General features: G+C 60.0%; 12 protein-coding genes. 7 read left to right on the forward strand and 5 right to left on the reverse strand.

Annotation, left to right across the window (positions count from 1 at the left end; translation table 11 throughout):
• Positions 1–99: 99 nt before the first annotated feature.
• On the forward strand, positions 100–1,533 hold the full coding sequence (locus P5689_RS09845; RefSeq protein ID WP_285533009.1) for a gamma-glutamyltransferase: 1,434 nt from the start codon (positions 100–102) through the stop codon (positions 1,531–1,533).
• A 241-nt stretch (positions 1,534–1,774) separates the two neighbouring features.
• Positions 1,775–2,815, forward strand: a complete 1,041-nt coding sequence (recA, locus tag P5689_RS09850; RefSeq protein WP_285533010.1) for a recombinase RecA — start codon at positions 1,775–1,777, stop codon at positions 2,813–2,815.
• 165 nt (positions 2,816–2,980) lie between these two features.
• Here the strand turns inward: recA and P5689_RS09855 are convergent, their stop codons facing one another.
• Together P5689_RS09855 and P5689_RS09860 are read right to left on the reverse strand one after the other, a co-directional pair.
• Positions 2,981–4,021, reverse strand: a complete 1,041-nt coding sequence (locus P5689_RS09855; RefSeq protein ID WP_285533011.1) for an alpha-E domain-containing protein — start codon at positions 4,019–4,021, stop codon at positions 2,981–2,983.
• On the reverse strand, positions 4,018–5,484 hold the full coding sequence (locus P5689_RS09860) for a circularly permuted type 2 ATP-grasp protein (RefSeq protein ID WP_285533012.1): 1,467 nt from the start codon (positions 5,482–5,484) through the stop codon (positions 4,018–4,020). The genes P5689_RS09855 and P5689_RS09860 overlap by 4 nt, the downstream gene beginning before the upstream one ends.
• A 324-nt stretch (positions 5,485–5,808) precedes the next feature.
• Here P5689_RS09860 and P5689_RS09865 point away from each other — a divergent pair, with 324 nt between their 5' ends.
• Both P5689_RS09865 and P5689_RS09870 read left to right on the forward strand, forming a co-directional pair.
• The gene (locus P5689_RS09865; protein ID WP_285533013.1) at positions 5,809–6,651 is read left to right on the forward strand and encodes a transglutaminase family protein; all 843 of its coding nucleotides are present in this window, start codon (positions 5,809–5,811) and stop codon (positions 6,649–6,651) included.
• Between the two features lie 76 nt (positions 6,652–6,727).
• Positions 6,728–7,879: a putative zinc-binding metallopeptidase gene (locus tag P5689_RS09870; protein WP_285533014.1), complete on the forward strand. Its 1,152-nt coding sequence runs from the start codon at positions 6,728–6,730 to the stop codon at positions 7,877–7,879.
• Here P5689_RS09870 and P5689_RS09875 read toward each other — a convergent pair.
• Positions 7,848–8,594, reverse strand: a complete 747-nt coding sequence (locus P5689_RS09875; RefSeq protein WP_285533015.1) for a methylenetetrahydrofolate reductase — start codon at positions 8,592–8,594, stop codon at positions 7,848–7,850. The two genes, P5689_RS09870 and P5689_RS09875, sit on opposite strands and share 32 nt — an antisense overlap.
• Positions 8,591–9,514 (reverse strand): bifunctional methylenetetrahydrofolate dehydrogenase/methenyltetrahydrofolate cyclohydrolase FolD, encoded by a 924-nt coding sequence (folD, locus tag P5689_RS09880; protein WP_285533016.1) that lies wholly within the window; start codon positions 9,512–9,514, stop codon positions 8,591–8,593. The genes P5689_RS09875 and folD overlap by 4 nt, the downstream gene beginning before the upstream one ends.
• Before the next feature lie 77 nt (positions 9,515–9,591).
• Here folD and P5689_RS09885 point away from each other — a divergent pair, with 77 nt between their 5' ends.
• Complete coding sequence (locus P5689_RS09885) at positions 9,592–10,638, forward strand: low specificity L-threonine aldolase (RefSeq protein WP_285533017.1); 1,047 nt, start codon at positions 9,592–9,594, stop codon at positions 10,636–10,638.
• Between the two features lie 81 nt (positions 10,639–10,719).
• On the opposite strand, the gene P5689_RS09890 is transcribed toward P5689_RS09885, so the two are convergent.
• Positions 10,720–11,988, reverse strand: a complete 1,269-nt coding sequence (locus P5689_RS09890) for an outer membrane beta-barrel protein (RefSeq protein WP_285533018.1) — start codon at positions 11,986–11,988, stop codon at positions 10,720–10,722.
• A 460-nt stretch (positions 11,989–12,448) separates the two neighbouring features.
• Between P5689_RS09890 and P5689_RS09895 the strand changes: the two genes are divergently transcribed.
• The gene (locus P5689_RS09895; protein ID WP_285533019.1) at positions 12,449–13,111 is read left to right on the forward strand and encodes an SGNH/GDSL hydrolase family protein; all 663 of its coding nucleotides are present in this window, start codon (positions 12,449–12,451) and stop codon (positions 13,109–13,111) included.
• Positions 13,112–13,260: 149 nt separating this feature from the next.
• Positions 13,261–15,534, forward strand: a complete 2,274-nt coding sequence (locus tag P5689_RS09900; RefSeq protein WP_285533020.1) for a TonB-dependent siderophore receptor — start codon at positions 13,261–13,263, stop codon at positions 15,532–15,534.
• Positions 15,535–15,581: the final 47 nt, after the last annotated feature.

Below are 15,581 nucleotides of genomic sequence, written 5' to 3' on the forward strand. Positions count from 1 at the left end.
GTTAGATGCGTTAACGAACCCAATTTCCAGACAGTTGCTTCTTCGGCCCCCGAAGATGCCATCCCTGTCCGGAACAGTAGAGAAAAGGCTTGCCGGGTCATGGAGACACCGCACGTGGCGCATCGTCAGTCGAATGCCCCCTGTCGCCCCGCAGGGCGCTTTGCGCTCAAGGCAGGGTTGCGCCCGGCTTGTGCCCTGACGGCAGCCATGCTGCTCGCCGGGTGCAGCGATGTCGCGCATATCGGTCACAGCCTGTTTGGCAAGACCACGCCCATCGTGACGGGCTATATCGGCACGGTAGTCGCCGATGAGCCACGTGCGGCCCTGATCGGGCGCGATGTGCTGGTGCATGGCGGCAACGCAGCCGATGCTGCGGCTGCGGTGGGGATGGCACTGTCGGTCACCCTGCCATCGCGTGCCTCTCTGGGCGGTGGTGGCGCCTGCCTGGCCACACGCGCCAACGAGGCCCCCCAGGCTTTCGTGTTCCTGCCCGGTTCAGCCAGCGCTTCGGGTGCAGCCACGCGTCAGGCGGCGATACCGATGACGCCGCGTGGGTTGTTCACCATGCAGCTTCGCTACGGCACCGTCGAATTTGCTGATATTCTTGGTCCGTCCGTTCGCCTTGCCCGCAGCGGCACCACAGTCAGCCGCGTGCTGGCCAACGATATTGCTGCGGTACAGAACCCCCTCTTCGCCGATGACGCCGCACGTAGCGTTTTCAGCCGTCCCGATGGCGCGCCGCTGCAAAATGGCGATGCGCTGGTGCAGCCCCAGCTGGCAAGTTTTCTGGAACGCATGACCAATGTTGGTGTGGGCGATCTGTATAACGGGGCGCTTGGCGGGATCTTTGTCGAAGGGGCCAACAAGGCAGGGGGCGGCCTTTCGACCACAGCGTTGCGTAACGCCATGCCAGCGCAGATCGCGCCGCTTCAGGTCGAGAAGGATGGCTATGTGGCCTCGTTCCTGCCGCCGCCTGCCGATGGTGGGCTTGGTGCTGCGGCGGCGTTCCACTCCGGCGCTTCCGCACAGAGCGTGGTGGCAACGTGGCGCAGCGAAGACCGTCATGGCCTGAGCAATGACGCCCTCCTCAGCGCTGCACAGACGCTGGTCAATGGGGGCTCCAGCCACGGTGCTTCCCTGCCGTCGCTTCCGGCCTCGACCTCCTTTGTCGTAACAGACAACAAGGGCGGCGCTGTAGCCTGCGCCCTGACTGACAACAATTTGTTCGGCACAGGTCGTATGGCTGAAGGAACGGGCGTGCTGCTGGCTGCGGCACCGGGGCGCTATCCGGCACCGCTTCTGGCTGCTGCCATTGTGCAGCGTCGTGGCACCCTGATTGGTGCCGCCGCCGCCTCCGGCCAGAACGATGCCGCCGATGCGCTGGCTCAGGCTGCACGGGCGATCGTCTCTGGCACGACGGTGCCGCATGAAGGGCAGGGGCGCGTTAATGCCTCAGTCTGCAAGGGCGGCAATTGTCAGGGTGACACCGATCCGCGTGGTGGCGGTCTTTCCGTGGGCAGTGTGAACAACTGATCCTGCGTGATCTCTCGCGTCTGGGGCATCGAGGCCGGATGCGGGAGTATGAATTGTTTGCAGAAACGACACTTATACCCCCTGGAAACAGGGGGTATTTTTTATGCCCGTCCCCTTGTGCAAAAGGGGTTTGATCATGATATGTTCTCAAGAACAAATGTGAACGATCAACACGAATCGCGCTGCCCCGATTGCCGATTTTCATGAGTTCGGCAACACTGGTGTGAGCGGAGGACAGGATATGAGCGTGGACAGGACGAAAGCACTCGAAGGTGCGCTGAGCCAGATCGAACGGGCTTTCGGCAAGGGGTCGATCATGCGCATGGGGCAGCGCCCCAAGGAGCAGGCCGATGTGATTTCCACGGGCTCGCTGGGCCTCGATATCGGCCTCGGTATCGGCGGTCTGCCGCGTGGCCGTATCATCGAGATCTACGGCCCGGAAAGCTCCGGTAAGACGACACTGGCGCTTCATGCCATTGCCGAAGCCCAGAAGAAGGGCGGAACCTGCGCCTTCATCGATGCTGAACATGCGCTCGATCCGGGTTATGCCCGCAAGCTTGGGGTGGATGTCGATAATCTTCTGCTCAGCCAGCCTGACGCTGGTGAACAGGCTTTGGAAATTGCCGATACGCTGGTGCGTTCCGGTGCCGTCGATGTGCTGGTGGTCGACTCCGTGGCAGCACTGGTGCCGCGTGCGGAACTTGAAGGCGATATGGGCGACAGCCATGTCGGTCTTCATGCCCGTCTGATGAGCCAGGCCCTGCGCAAGCTGACCGGCACAGTCTCGCGCTCGAATACGATGGTGATCTTCCTCAACCAGATCCGCATGAAGATCGGCGTGATGTTCGGCAATCCCGAGACCACGACCGGTGGTAACGCGCTCAAATTCTACGCGTCGGTGCGTCTGGATATCCGCCGTATCGGTTCGATCAAGGACCGCGACGAGGTGGTGGGCAACCAGACACGCGTGAAGGTGGTCAAGAACAAGATGGCCCCGCCTTTCCGTCAGGTTGAATTCGACATCATGTATGGCGAGGGCATCAGCAAGGTCGGCGAACTGATCGATCTGGGCGTCAAGGCCAATATCGTTGAGAAATCGGGTGCCTGGTTCTCGTATGACAGCACCCGCGTGGGTCAGGGGCGTGAGAATGCCAAGCAGTTCCTGCGCGATCACCCCGAGATGGCGGCCGATATCGAGCGTCGTATCCGCGAGCAGGCTGGCGTGGTGGCTGACGCCATGATGACCTCGCCGGAAGAGCAGGAAGACGAAGCCGAAGCCTGAGTCCCGTCATCCCTGTCGCAGGCAGGGTAGCGCAAGACTGAATTGAAAAGACCCGCTGCATCACCAGGGATGCAGCGGGTCTTTTTATGGGTCATTCAGCGCAGACAGCCAAATATCGTACCGGGGGGACTCAACGCCCGCACGGTAAGCTCTCGCTGTCGGTTTTTACGCCTGACCCTGAGACTGGCTGAAGCCTCCGGCATCAAATGCCTTGGGGGGCGCCCAATAGGCGGCGGCCAGTTCGTTCTGGCAGGTTTCAATCTGTTCCTGAATCCAGTGCATACATTCGTGCAGCCCACGAATGATGATTTCCTCGGCTGTCTGGTCATCCAGCATGGCGCGTAATTCGCCCAGGCGTTCCTGCACAGCCGAGCTTTGCTTGCGCAGGTTGTAGTGTGTGGCGAGGGCACCCAGGACAGAGTCGGCGTGACGCAGGTTGAGTGCGAGGGAACGCGGAAACCCCTCATTCTTGAGCAGGAAACCAACCACATTGGCAGGCGTGGTCGTCACCGGTTTGAGACGACGAAAGGCGTGATAGGCCGCGGCCGAGCGCAGCACGGACGCCCATTGTGTCATGTCGATTTCCGACCCCACCTCGGCAGCATCAGGCAGGAGCGTATGATAGCGTGTGTCGATCAATCGTGTGATCTGGTCACTGCGCTCCAGATGCCGACCCAGCAGATAGAATAGCCAGGCCTGGTCGCGATAGAGCGTCCCTTCCGTCACGCCAGCATGGGACTGACATTCCTGCTTGATGCGGTTGCACAGGGCCGAAAGCCCGGTGCGTCGTATGTCGCCGGGCGTGAGGTCCAGCATCCAGCGCGTGAACACATTGAGCTGCATCCACATCTCGGTCGAGATAAGGGGGCGTGCAGAGCGGGCATTTTCGCGCACGGCGTGGGCCATGGCCCGGATCGAACTCGGGTTGGAGCAATCCGTGATGTAAAAACACAGATAATCCTCCTCCCTTGCGGCAGGATAGAGGGCGCTAAACCGCTCTTCATCGCTGTTGATGTGAACGATTGAATCCCATACCGGGCGGCCATCGGCACCCCGCACGAAAGCCTCGGTCACTTCGAGCACGCGGGCGAGGTTTTCGATGCGCTCCATATAGCGTGCAAGCCACATCATGTTCTCGGCATAGCGCGAGAGCAGGGTGTTCAGGTCGGGCTGTATGCCTGCGACATAGGGGTTGAAGCGGCTCATGCTGACATCACCCAGGTATCCTTCGAGCCACCACCCTGCGATGAATTCACCACCAGAGACCCCTTTCGCAACGCGACGCGGGACAGCCCGCCAGGCAGAACCCAGGTAGATTGCCCTGTCACCGCGAAGGGACGCAGATCGACGTGACGCCCTTCCACACCGGCGGGGCAGAGTGTCGGCACAACAGAAAGATCGATGACGGGCTGGCTGATGTAATTGGCCGGATTTTCGATCAGCTTCTCGCGAAAGGCCTCAAGCTCGCTTGCGGTCGCATGGGGTCCGATGATGAGACCATAGCCCCCGGAATCGCCGACGGGCTTCACTACGAGATTGGCGAGATTATCGAGCGTGTGGGCAAGGCCTTCGGGCTCGGCGCAGATGTGGGTCTCCACACTGTCGAGGATAGGATCCTCGTCGAGATAGTAGCGAATGATGCGGGGCATATAGGCGTAAATCGCCTTGTCATCGGCCACCCCGGTGCCCAGCGCATTGGCAAGGGTCACGTTGCCACGACAATAGGCCTCGACGAGGCCCGGAACACCTAGCAGGCTCTCGGGATTGAACGCCAGTGGATCAAGGAACGCGTCGTCGATACGGCGGTAGATCGAGTGGACAGGGCGCAGCCCGGCAACGGTGCGCATGAAGACATGATGATCTTCAACCACCAGATCACGCCCCTCGACGAGCGGCACACCCATTTCACGGGCCAGAAACACATGCTCGAAATAGGCTGAATTATACATGCCCGGCGAAAGCAGAACCACTTGCGGGTCTGTCACGCCTTTGGGGGCCACGTCGCACAGGGCGCGATGCAGCCTGACGCCATAATCCTCGACAGAGCGAAGCTTGATGCCCGAAGCCAGATCAGGCAGCAGGCGCAGCATCATGTGGCGGTTTTCGATGACGTAGGAGACCCCGGAAGGGGTGCGTGCATTGTCTTCAAGCACGAGGAAGCGCCCTGAGCGGTCGCGTATGAGGTCAGTGCCGTTGATGTGGACATACACACCGCCCGGCACGTCCACCCCGATCATCGCCTCGCAGTAATTGGCGTTCTTGAGCACGAGATCCGCCGGGACGATGCCGTCATCCAGAATACGGCGCTCGTGATAGATGTCCCACAGGAAGAGATTGATGGCCTTGACGCGCTGCTGCACGCCCTTCTCGACAAATGCCCATTCCTCGGCCGTGAGCAGGCGGGGGATCATGTCGAAAGGCAGGATACGATCGATGGCCTCACGTTCGGTGTAGACCGTGAAGGTGATGCCCAGACGCCAGAGCAGGTTTTCTGCGTCAGTCGTTCGCTCGCGCAGGTCGGAAAGGGTGAGATGGGCCAGACGTTCCTGCACCTTCTGCAGGGCTTCGGGCAGTTCACTGCCCCGGTTCATCAGCTCGCAGTAAAAGGCGGGCGTGTCATAGGTCGAAAAAATACCGGCTTCATGGATGGGCGAGGCGTCGAGCGCCATATTTTCTCACCTTCTTGTTGGGGAGGGTCTAGTGTATCCTGAACCGAAACGTTACGGTTGTTTATTAAACTACCAAAATTCGTGACTTGCCAAGCGCTAAAAGAAAGGCTGTTCCGGGCGGGTTCGCCGGTTTATTGCTGTCAAACAGAATATCAGCCCAATGGTTGCAAGGCGCTGCCTGAACCGGTGGCGGGCGGCAGGGGGCAGGCCTCATAGGGAATGCACGTTGGTCCCTGACGGCGCCTCATCGGGGCAGGCAGGGGACATGCAGGGAAGGCGCAGGCAAGGGAGTGTCATGAAACCAGGCCCAGCGGGGCGCGCAGGATGAGCCAGCCAGTGCTGCTCAATCATCGCACGTCCTATCGTTACGACCGGATGGTGTCACTTGGCCCGCAGACGATCCGTTTGCGGCCGCCATCGCGCACGCGCAATGCGATCATGACCTATGCGCTTTCCATAGGACCGGATCATGCCGGACTGCACTGGCATCACGACAGACATGGCAACATGGTCTCCGAGGTGCGTTTCTCCGATCGCATGTCGCAATTCGTGGTTGATGTGAGCATGATTGTCGATCTCGCCCCCTATGATCCGCTGGACATGGGCGTGAGATCGTCTGACGGCGAAATGGCGCTCGATCAGGCCTATCGCCGCCCCGTGACGGAGGATGCGGTGCTGGACCCGTTTCTGTCTGCCGAAGACGCATCGCCGATCGGGAGCCCTCTCGAACGTTTATCCAGGCTGGCGCGCCGCATCGCAACCAGGCTGCACTACATGCGCCGCATGGAGCCAGGTGTCTGGACGCCTCAGGAAACCCTGAAACGCGAGGCCGGGTCATGTCGTGACAGCGCGTGGCTGCTGATCGCCCTGGCACGTCATATGGGTTACGCAGCGCGTTTCGTCTCGGGCTATCTCATCGAGCCTTCTGCCCTTCAGGCTGATCCGGACCGCCTGACCTGTGACCTGCATGCCTGGGCCGAAATTCTGGTGCCGGAACATGGCTGGGTGGGGTTTGACACGACATCGGGTCTGATCGCCGCGCAGAACCATATTCCGCTGGCCGCTTCGGATACGCCTGATGCCGCTGCACCGATCTCAGGGTTGCTGGATCAGTGTCAGGCGGAATTCGATGTGATGATGCAGGCGCATTTTCTGCATCGGGCGTAGTATCATGGCGGACGAGGCGGGAACCAAAGCCGTCACGCGCAGTTCCGGGTCATAACCTCATCGGGATGATCAGATCGTGAAGCTTTTTTCGTGCGAATGCTGTGCTCAGCCGCTCTTTTTTGAAAATACTAGATGCGAGTCATGCCATCACGAAGTGGGGTATCTGCATAAGCTGGCCGATCTGACAGCGCTCAATCCCGCCGAGGAACCCGGAAAATGGTATCCGATGGAACCGGGTCTTGAGGATCAGGTCCATGTCTATTGCGCCAACCGGCAGTACGACGCCTGCAACTGGCTGCTCGGCCCGCAGGAAGCGGCTGAAGGTCCGTATTGCTATGCCTGCCAGTTCAATCGCACGATCCCCGATCTGTCGGACCCGCATAATCTGGAGCGCTGGCGCAAGATCGAGGTCGCCAAGCATCGCCTTTTCCACGCACTGATCCGGCTCGACCTGCCAATGGTCAACCGGCGACAGGACCCTGAAAACGGGCTGGCTTTTGACTTTCTGGACGATGCGCCCGACGGTTCGGCTCCTGTTATGACCGGTCATGACAACGGCTTGATCACCCTTGCCGTGCGTGAAGCCGATGACGACCAGCGCGAGCGTATGCGCGTGGAGATGGGCGAGTATTACCGGACCCTGCTCGGGCATTTCAGGCACGAGATCGGGCATTATTTCTGGAACGTGCTGATACGCGATGGAGGAAGGCTGAAACGCTGCCGCGCCGTATTCGGCGATGACCGGCAGGATTATCAGGCAGCCCTCGAGGCGCATTACGCCAAACCGCCTTCAGAAGACTGGCGCGAGACGCATGTCAGTGTCTATGCCGCCTCTCACCCTTGGGAGGATTTCGCCGAGACCTGGGCGCATTATCTGCACATTGTCTCGACGCTGGAAACGGCGTGGCTTTATGGCATTGCCATTGCCCCGCAGACACCCGAAGCAGCGCAATACTCAACTCCGGCGCTCAGCGGCAATCCCTACCGTACTCTGGGCTTTGACGAGATCATGAATGCATGGCTCCCCCTGAGCATGGCCGTGAACAGCCTTAACCGCTCCATGGGCCTTCAGGATTTCTATCCTTTCGTCCTGACGGGGGCGATAAGGCAGAAACTGGCTTTCATCCATGATGTCATTCGCGAAACGCAGCAGAGCCGCGACGCGCAGCGACAGGATCAGTCCGAGCGCGCCGCTCTCACGATGTCAGAAGGTCACGCAGCGGAGTGAGGTAATCTGCCAGCGGCACGCGTAAGGGCATGAGGTAGGCGCTCTCGCCGCGTGCACGCACCGCCTCGAGGATCGTCCGTGCGAACGCAATATTGGCGTCCAGCTTCGGTTCGAAATCCGAGGGAAAGACAACGTGATTGACGCGTTCCCAATAGGCACGAGACTTGGGGCCGATCACGGGTGAGAGCCCCCAAAACACCCGATCATTCTCCAGCCACGAGGCACACAGATCGAACAGCCTGCGGTCGAACAGGGGCTGGGTGAAGAACCCCGCCGCACCGGCATCACGCTTCTGCTGGATCGTCTCCAGTTCCTGCCAGGGGGCGCGGCGATACGGATCGAAGGCCGCATAGACCGTGAGGTGAGGGGCCTCACGCCGATATCGTGCGATAATGTCAGCGCTGCTGTTGGGCCAGATGCGGTGCGTCGAATCCGGGGGCGGATCGCCCGCAATGACAAGGATCTCGCGCAGTCCTTCCTGCTCCGCGCAGGGCAGGGGCGCATCGGGGTCGATATCGATGGCGCGGATGTGCGGGATGGCTGCATAGCCTTGACCCTGCGCCAGCGCGGCACCCTCCCATGAGCGCAGGGGCAGGCGCAGAAGGTCGGGCAGGTTGATGGTCGATACGTCCGGCGCGATCTGCCTTACCGTGGCCAGATCTTCTGTCAGGCTTTGCGTGTCGCGCGGGATCAGCTCGATGGCGATACGGCTCATGGAGTCCGTGCGCTCCGACCCATGCCATCCTGCCCATTTTCCAGAATCTGGCGCGCTGCCTGCAGGGTGTTGTGCAGCAGGCAGGCAATGGTCATGGGGCCAACGCCACCGGGCACCGGTGTGATATGGCCAGCGATCGGCGCGGCCTCGTCAAAGGCGACATCACCCACCAGACGCGTCTTGCCGTCCGGCAGGGCGATGCGCGTAATGCCCACGTCGATGACTGTCGCGCCGGGCTTGATCCAGTCGCCACGCACCAGCCCGTTCTTGCCCGTTGCGACCACAAGGATATCCCCCTCGCGGGCCAGTGCCCTCGCATCCTTTGTGTCGATATGACCGACCGATACTGTGCAGCCTTCCTTGAGCAGCAGCTGCGCCATGGGTTTGCCCACCAGATTGGACGCCCCGATGATGACGGCATGAAGCCCGCGCAGCGCGGGCAGCGTCTCCTTGAGCAGGATGAGACACCCCAGAGGCGTGCAGGGCACCAGCCCGTCAATGCCCAGGCTCAGCCTGCCGGCATTGACCTCGCCCAGACCATCCACATCCTTGTGCGGGGCAATGGCATTGGTCACCAGAATGGGGTCGATCTGCTTCGGCAGGGGAAGCTGGACCAGAATACCGTGGATCTGGGGATCGGCATTGAGGCGGGCAATCAGTTCCAGCAACTCGTCCTGCGACGTGGTCTCGGGCAGCATGTGCATGAATGAGCGCATACCGGCGCGATGGGTCTGGATGGCCTTGTTGCGGACATAGACCTCGCTTGCAGGGTCATCGCCGACCAGCACGACAGCCAGACCCGGAATCTTGCCGGTGCGCTCGCGCAGGGTTTCGGCCTCGGCCTTGACGCGATCCGTCAGGCGGCGTGCGATGGTCTTGCCGTCGATGAGCTTTTCTGAAAGCGCCGGATCGTGTTTCATGGCTGCAATTCCTGTAGCAGGGCGATCGGCACGGGCAGCACCCGGACGATGGCCTCAGAGACGAGTGAGGAACGGACGTGACCGAGGCAATACGCAAGAACTTCGCAAGTGACAACATCGCGCCAGTCTGCCCCGAGGTGATGAATGCTCTCATACGCGTCAATGAGGGGGCAGCGCCGTCTTATGGCGAGGATTCCGAGACTGAAAGACTGACGGCGCTCATGCGCGAGGCTTTCGATCATCCGGTCTGGGTCTTTCCCGTGGCCACGGGTACAGCCGCCAATAGCCTTGCGCTTTCCGCGTCCACCGCGCCTTTTGGTGCCGTGATCTGCGACCAGAGCGCCCATATCGCCAATGATGAGGGCGGGGCGCCAGAGTTCTTCATGCATGGGGCAAGGCTGATGCCACTGCCTTCGCCTGACGGACGCATGGATCCCGCCGCCCTCGACCGGGCCTTGGTGACCAATGCCGGGGGCGGGGTCCATACCAGTCCGATCCAGACGCTTTCGCTGACACAGAGCACGGAATGGGGCACGGTCTATTCTCTCGATCACCTTGCAGCCCTGACGTCACGCGCCAGAAAGTCCGATCTTGCCACGCATCTGGACGGCGCCCGTCTGGGCAATGCTATTGCCGCACTCAATTGCACACCTGCCGAAATGACCTGGGAGGCCGGGTTCGACATGGTGAGCTTCGGCGGCACGAAGAATGGCGGCATGGCGTCAGAGGCCGTGCTGATCTTCAGGGAAGATCTGGCGAAAAATTTTGCCCGGCGTATCAAGCGTGGCGGGCATCTCTGGTCGAAGCAGCGTTATCTGAGCGCGCAGCTTGCGGCGCTGGTGGAAAATGATCTTTGGCTGCGCCATGCCCTGCACGCCAACACCATGGCCCAGCGCCTCGCTCATGGTTTGCGCCGCCATCCTGCGGCGTCCCTGCCTTTCGAGGTGCAGAGCAACGAGGTGTTTGTCGTGCTGCCTGAACGCGGCGTGGCCGCGCTGGAGGCTCAGGGTTTTGTGTTCTATCGCTGGACAACGCCGCCGGGTATCGACGGGGTATTGATACGCCTCGTGACCTGCTGGGCGACCGAAGCGCGGGAGGTGGATCACCTTCTCGAAGCGCTTTGATCCGGTTTTATAACCGAGCATAAAAAAGGGGCGCTCGGCCATGCCGGACGCCCCTTTTTCTGTGCGTTTCGTTATGCGGTGTCAGAAACCGATCATCGCATCGCCACCAAAGGTGAACATGCCGGTGTTGCGACCATCGTTGAACGGAGACGTGCCGTTGAGCGAGCGATCAAAGCGGATCTCGGGGCGCAGGGCAAAGACGCGTATGCCGTGTCCGAGGTCAGGACGGTAGGTCACGCCGAGTGTCAGGGCACCGTAAGTGGTGGCAGGGGCCGTCTCGGCGGGCGCGTAGCCGCCTAGAAAGGCGTTCATATAGGCCTGATTGGTCAGGAAGTTGACGACGAACAGACCGCTGTTATCGCGATAGAGTTCACCGCGGTAGTTGAAGGTCAGGCTCGGTGTGATCTTGTAGGCAGCGAAGGTGACGACGCTCCAGGTTTCGGCACGCAGACCGTCATCGTGCAGGAAGTTGAACTCTCCTGTGAGGCTCAGTTTGTCATTGACCGTGTAGAATGCGGCAATGTCGTTCCACCAGCGCTGCGCCGTATTGGCACGGGGGCCAAGTGCCGCAACGGCATTTTCCGGGCCGACACGCGACAGTTCGTTGATGTTCAGTTTTCCATGAGCCAGGCCGATGAGGTTGAACCCGAAATAGCCGGCAGCCGCATTGTTGTTGTCGTTGCGGCCCCACGTCGTCTGATTGCCGGTATCGACCCCGAAATTGAAATCAAACATCGGGGTGACATGCCAGTGGAACATGGCGCCGAGATGCTCGAAGGGTACGGAATACTGAGACGTATAGGCCAGAGAATAAAAAGGACGCAGTGTCGGATCCAGCACTTCGACGCCCATGGGGGCTGGCAGGATGCCGGCCTGCATGTCGATGCCACCCTTCGACAAGATCGGGGCGTGCACATCCACATGGGCCTGCGCCGGGAGGAGTTGGTAGCGGTCGCTTGTCATTTTGTTCGACAGGCCAAGCAGGTGATAGTAGCGCGCATCCGATCCATAGAGCGCTTCAAGCATGAAACCGATCTGATATTCGGATTTCGTCGGATCGATAGCCTTGGATAGGGTGAGGCTGATCTGGTTCAGCTGGGCCTGATTGGCATGGTCACCAAGAAAGTTACCGAAATTGATGCCGTTATCCGGTCGGGCAGGGTTTGCCATGATGCCACCCTCGATCAGACCGGAAAGATTGACCCCCTGCAGCCACGGGTTGGTGGCCGTCTTGAACAGAGGAATATCGGCAAGGGCTGTGCCGGGGAGGGCGGTTAGTGCGCCTGAAATCAGGGCGCCTGCAGAAATGGGTTTACAGAAACGGCTCGTTATATGGCGAATCAGGTCCATAACCCATCCCTATCAGAAGCCCCTGAGGGCAATTCAGTCAGCTAAAAGAATTTATTTTGCTTTGATAATTGTATCAAGAAGGCAACATAATTAATTCGACACTGTGCTTTTCAGATGACAGTTCGATAATGGCTCCTCAAAACGGTTTTTTATTTCATGGAGACCGGATTTGAGGGTGCGGCCCCCCATGGTCAGTAACAGCGTGTCACGGCAGGATTGTTGATCGATCGATCGTCAGATCGTGTCATGAGCTCCGACGCTAGCCGTTACTGTAGGGCTGATTTTTATCAAATTGTTATCGAAACGACGCCAGGGAGTTCATGTGGCTTTTATGCCCGTGCGCCGGTTCGGTTCCGAACGCTGATCCCCTTTCCTGGTGATGAGTTGAGGCCCTCTTTGCAAAACCTGAGAGCGACGCGCATGGTGGACGATGCCTGAACGAGCGGATTGGAGGCATGACATGACCATCAGACATATACTCTGCTTTGGCGATTCACTGACCTGGGGCTGGAAGCCCGTGCCGGAGGGAACGCCCACCACGCGATATGAGCGTGATGAGCGCTGGACCGGTGTCATGGCGAAGGCTCTGGGCGACGGATTTCACGTGATCGAGGAGGGGCTGAGCGCCCGGACCACGACGGCACTCGACGCCAACGATCCGCGTCTGGACGGATCGGCCTATCTGCCCGCAGCATTGGCCAGCCATATGCCGCTCGATCTTGTCATCATCATGCTTGGTACAAATGACGCCAAGAACGCCTACAGGCGAACTGCCCATGACATCGCGCAGGGTATGGCCAAGCTGGTCGGACAGGTGGCTGCCAGCACGGGGGGCGTCGGCACCGGCTACAAGGCGCCCGCACTGCTTGTAGTCGCACCGCCCTTGCCGGGTGACATACCCGGCCCCTGGCTCAGGGCACAGTTCGACGGGGCTGTACCCAAGATCGCGGCGCTCGCCACCCAGTATGAAGCGCTTGCGGGAGCAAGGGGCGCCGCATTTCTCGACGCCGCCCAGCATATCACCACCGATGGCAGCGATGGCGTTCACTTTACGCCTGACAATAACCGGACGCTCGGCGAAGTCCTGGCCGGCAAGGTGAAAGACATCCTGCAAGTCGAATAGGGGTGCCACCGGCAGACATAGGCTCGATCACGCGAGGGTGATATTTAAGCCACATAATGGGTAGGGAAAATTAACTTTCCCCAAACTTTCTTTGCGAATGACTCGCAATATCGCTATCTCTCTGCCGTTTTCTCACGGCAGGACATTTTATGCGCGCTGAATTTACCCGCTCGGGTCTGGCAATGTGTGTTTCCCTCATGGCGCTGATGTCAGGCAGCGCCCATGCACAGACACAGCAATCCTCCAGCAAAAGCGAGACTGGAACAGTCAGGACGCGCAGTGCCTCGTCCGGGGTGGTTCAGAACGCGGCAGTTTCAGGCCCGACGGGCTCTCACGCTACGTCGTCTGCCCATGCGGCCCCGGCTGCCTCTCACCCGAAGGCTGAGGAGCTTGTGGTGCGTGGTCAGAAAGGCGCAACCATCGCCTCATCAGCGACCAAATCGAGCACACCGCTCATCGAGACGGCGCAATCCGTAACGGTGGTCACCCGCAATGAAATGGATATCCGTGGCGTGCTGACGCTTAACCAGGCCGTACGTTATGCCGCAGGCATCACGCCCGATCTGCGTGGTGGTGTCGGTACGCGTTATGACCTGTTCCAGCTGCGTGGTTTCACCATTCCCGAGTTTCTCGACGGGCTGCGCTTGCAGGACAGCCCAACCGGCTATGCGATCGCGCAGATCGACACGTCGCGTCTTGAGCGTCTGGAGATCCTGAAAGGCCCGGCTTCAGCACTTTACGGCCAGTCCAGCCCCGGTGGTCTCGTCGCCCTGTCCAGCAAACTGCCGACCGATCGCGCCTCTTACGGTTCGGTCAACGCCACGGGCGGCATGTTCGATCTGTATCGTGTCGACGCCGATATGGGCGGTTTTGCCACCAAGGATGGGTCCATCCGTTACCGCCTGTACGGCACGGTCAATGGTCAGCACACCCAGCTGTCGCGCACCGGCAGTCGCCGCTTCTCAATCAGCCCTTCGGTCACCTTTGGCGGTAACGGCCCGGACACCTTCACCCTGCTGGGCAACTACCAGTACGATCCCGAGGCCGGCACCTATGGCGGTGTACCGCTGCAAGGCTCGCTCAAGCCCGCGCCTTTTGGCGGCTATCTGCCGCGCAATTTCTATGACGGCGATGCCCGCTTCGAGAAATTCAACCGCAAGCATGGCGGCATCACCTATATCTATAATCACCGGTTTAACAGCGACTGGAATTTCTCGACACGCGGCCGCTATGACGACATCAAGACGCAATATCGCAGCGTCTATAATGCGGGATACTGGGACAGCGACAGCATGCTGCCGCGCTATGGGTTTGGCACCACCGAGCACACGCGCAATCTGGCATTTGACAGCAATGTGCATGGTAAGCTGCGCACGGGGCCGCTCACGCACATGATCATGGCGGGGTTCGACTATCAGCAACAATGGGCCAATGAAACGGCGGGGCAGAGTGCGGCCCCGGATCTGAATGTTTTCGCCCCGAATTACGATATGGGCATCAACCCACTTGAAACCTATGCGCGCTACAAGGTGAACTCACACCAGATCGGCGTTTACGGTCAGGATGAGATTCATTGGGGCGGTCTGGTGCTGACGGGCAGCATCCGCAATGACTGGTTCCGCTCACGCCAGATCGAGTATCTGTCGGACTCGAATACGAAGCAGAGTCCCAGCCAGATCACCTGGCGTGCAGCCGGGCTCTATCACTTCAAGTTCGGCCTCGCGCCCTATATCAGCTACGCAACATCCTTCCAGCCCCAGACAGGTGTCGTTTCCAATGACGGGGGCAAGACGCAAAGCCAAGCAAGCCCCTCGATCGGCAAGCAGCTTGAGGGCGGTCTGAAATACCAGTTGCCCGGAACGCCTATCCTGCTGACCGCGGCAGGCTTTCACATCGAGCAGACCAATGTGCTCGTCTCTGTGCCCGGAACGGTTTACAGCGTACAGAACGGCCTTGTGCATTCCGATGGCTTCGAATTCGAGGCTCATATCGATAACTGGCATAACTGGACCGTCGACGCGGCTGTCAGCGTACAGCGCGTGAAGGATGACTCGACCGGAAAGCCGCTCATCCAGTCCGGGCGCGGCAATGCATCGCTCTTCGGTTTCTACACCATCCCCAAGGGGCGCTTCAAATCGCTCGGCCTCGGGGCCGGCATGCGCTACTCGGCTTCGGCCTATGGCGGCGAAGCCAGCTATGGCAGCGTGAAGGTGCCGCAATATGCGCTGTTCGATGCCTCGCTGCGCTACGATCTGGCGAACGTCTCGAAATCGCTCAAGGGTTGGACAGTCGGTGCCAGCGTGCGCAATCTGTTCGACAAGAACTACGTGACCAATTGTCTGGCCTACGCGTCTTACGGGCAGGAGTTCTGCTATTACGGCGAGCGCCGCAACGCGCAGGGCACAATCGGTTTCGCCTGGTGAAAAGCGCAATATCGGGCCGTCGGACGGCCCGGTTGTTCACATGAAAA

This window comes from Asaia sp. HumB, from assembly GCF_030263835.1.
Taxonomy (GTDB): Bacteria; Pseudomonadota; Alphaproteobacteria; order Acetobacterales; family Acetobacteraceae; genus Asaia; species Asaia bogorensis.

Excerpts from the sequence above, each read along its gene's own strand:
- P5689_RS09845 (WP_285533009.1), top strand. The coding sequence starts at position 100 with ATGGAGACACCGCACGTGGCGCATCGTCAGTCGAATGCCCCCTGTCGC.
- recA (WP_285533010.1), top strand. The coding sequence starts at position 1,775 with ATGAGCGTGGACAGGACGAAAGCACTCGAAGGTGCGCTGAGCCAGATC.
- P5689_RS09855 (WP_285533011.1), bottom strand. The coding sequence starts at position 4,021 with ATGAGCCGCTTCAACCCCTATGTCGCAGGCATACAGCCCGACCTGAAC.
- P5689_RS09860 (WP_285533012.1), bottom strand. The coding sequence starts at position 5,484 with ATGGCGCTCGACGCCTCGCCCATCCATGAAGCCGGTATTTTTTCGACC.
- P5689_RS09865 (WP_285533013.1), top strand. The coding sequence starts at position 5,809 with ATGAGCCAGCCAGTGCTGCTCAATCATCGCACGTCCTATCGTTACGAC.
- P5689_RS09875 (WP_285533015.1), bottom strand. The coding sequence starts at position 8,594 with ATGAGCCGTATCGCCATCGAGCTGATCCCGCGCGACACGCAAAGCCTG.
- folD (WP_285533016.1), bottom strand. The coding sequence starts at position 9,514 with ATGAAACACGATCCGGCGCTTTCAGAAAAGCTCATCGACGGCAAGACC.
- P5689_RS09890 (WP_285533018.1), bottom strand. The coding sequence starts at position 11,988 with ATGGACCTGATTCGCCATATAACGAGCCGTTTCTGTAAACCCATTTCT.
- P5689_RS09895 (WP_285533019.1), top strand. The coding sequence starts at position 12,449 with ATGACCATCAGACATATACTCTGCTTTGGCGATTCACTGACCTGGGGC.
- P5689_RS09900 (WP_285533020.1), top strand. The coding sequence starts at position 13,261 with ATGCGCGCTGAATTTACCCGCTCGGGTCTGGCAATGTGTGTTTCCCTC.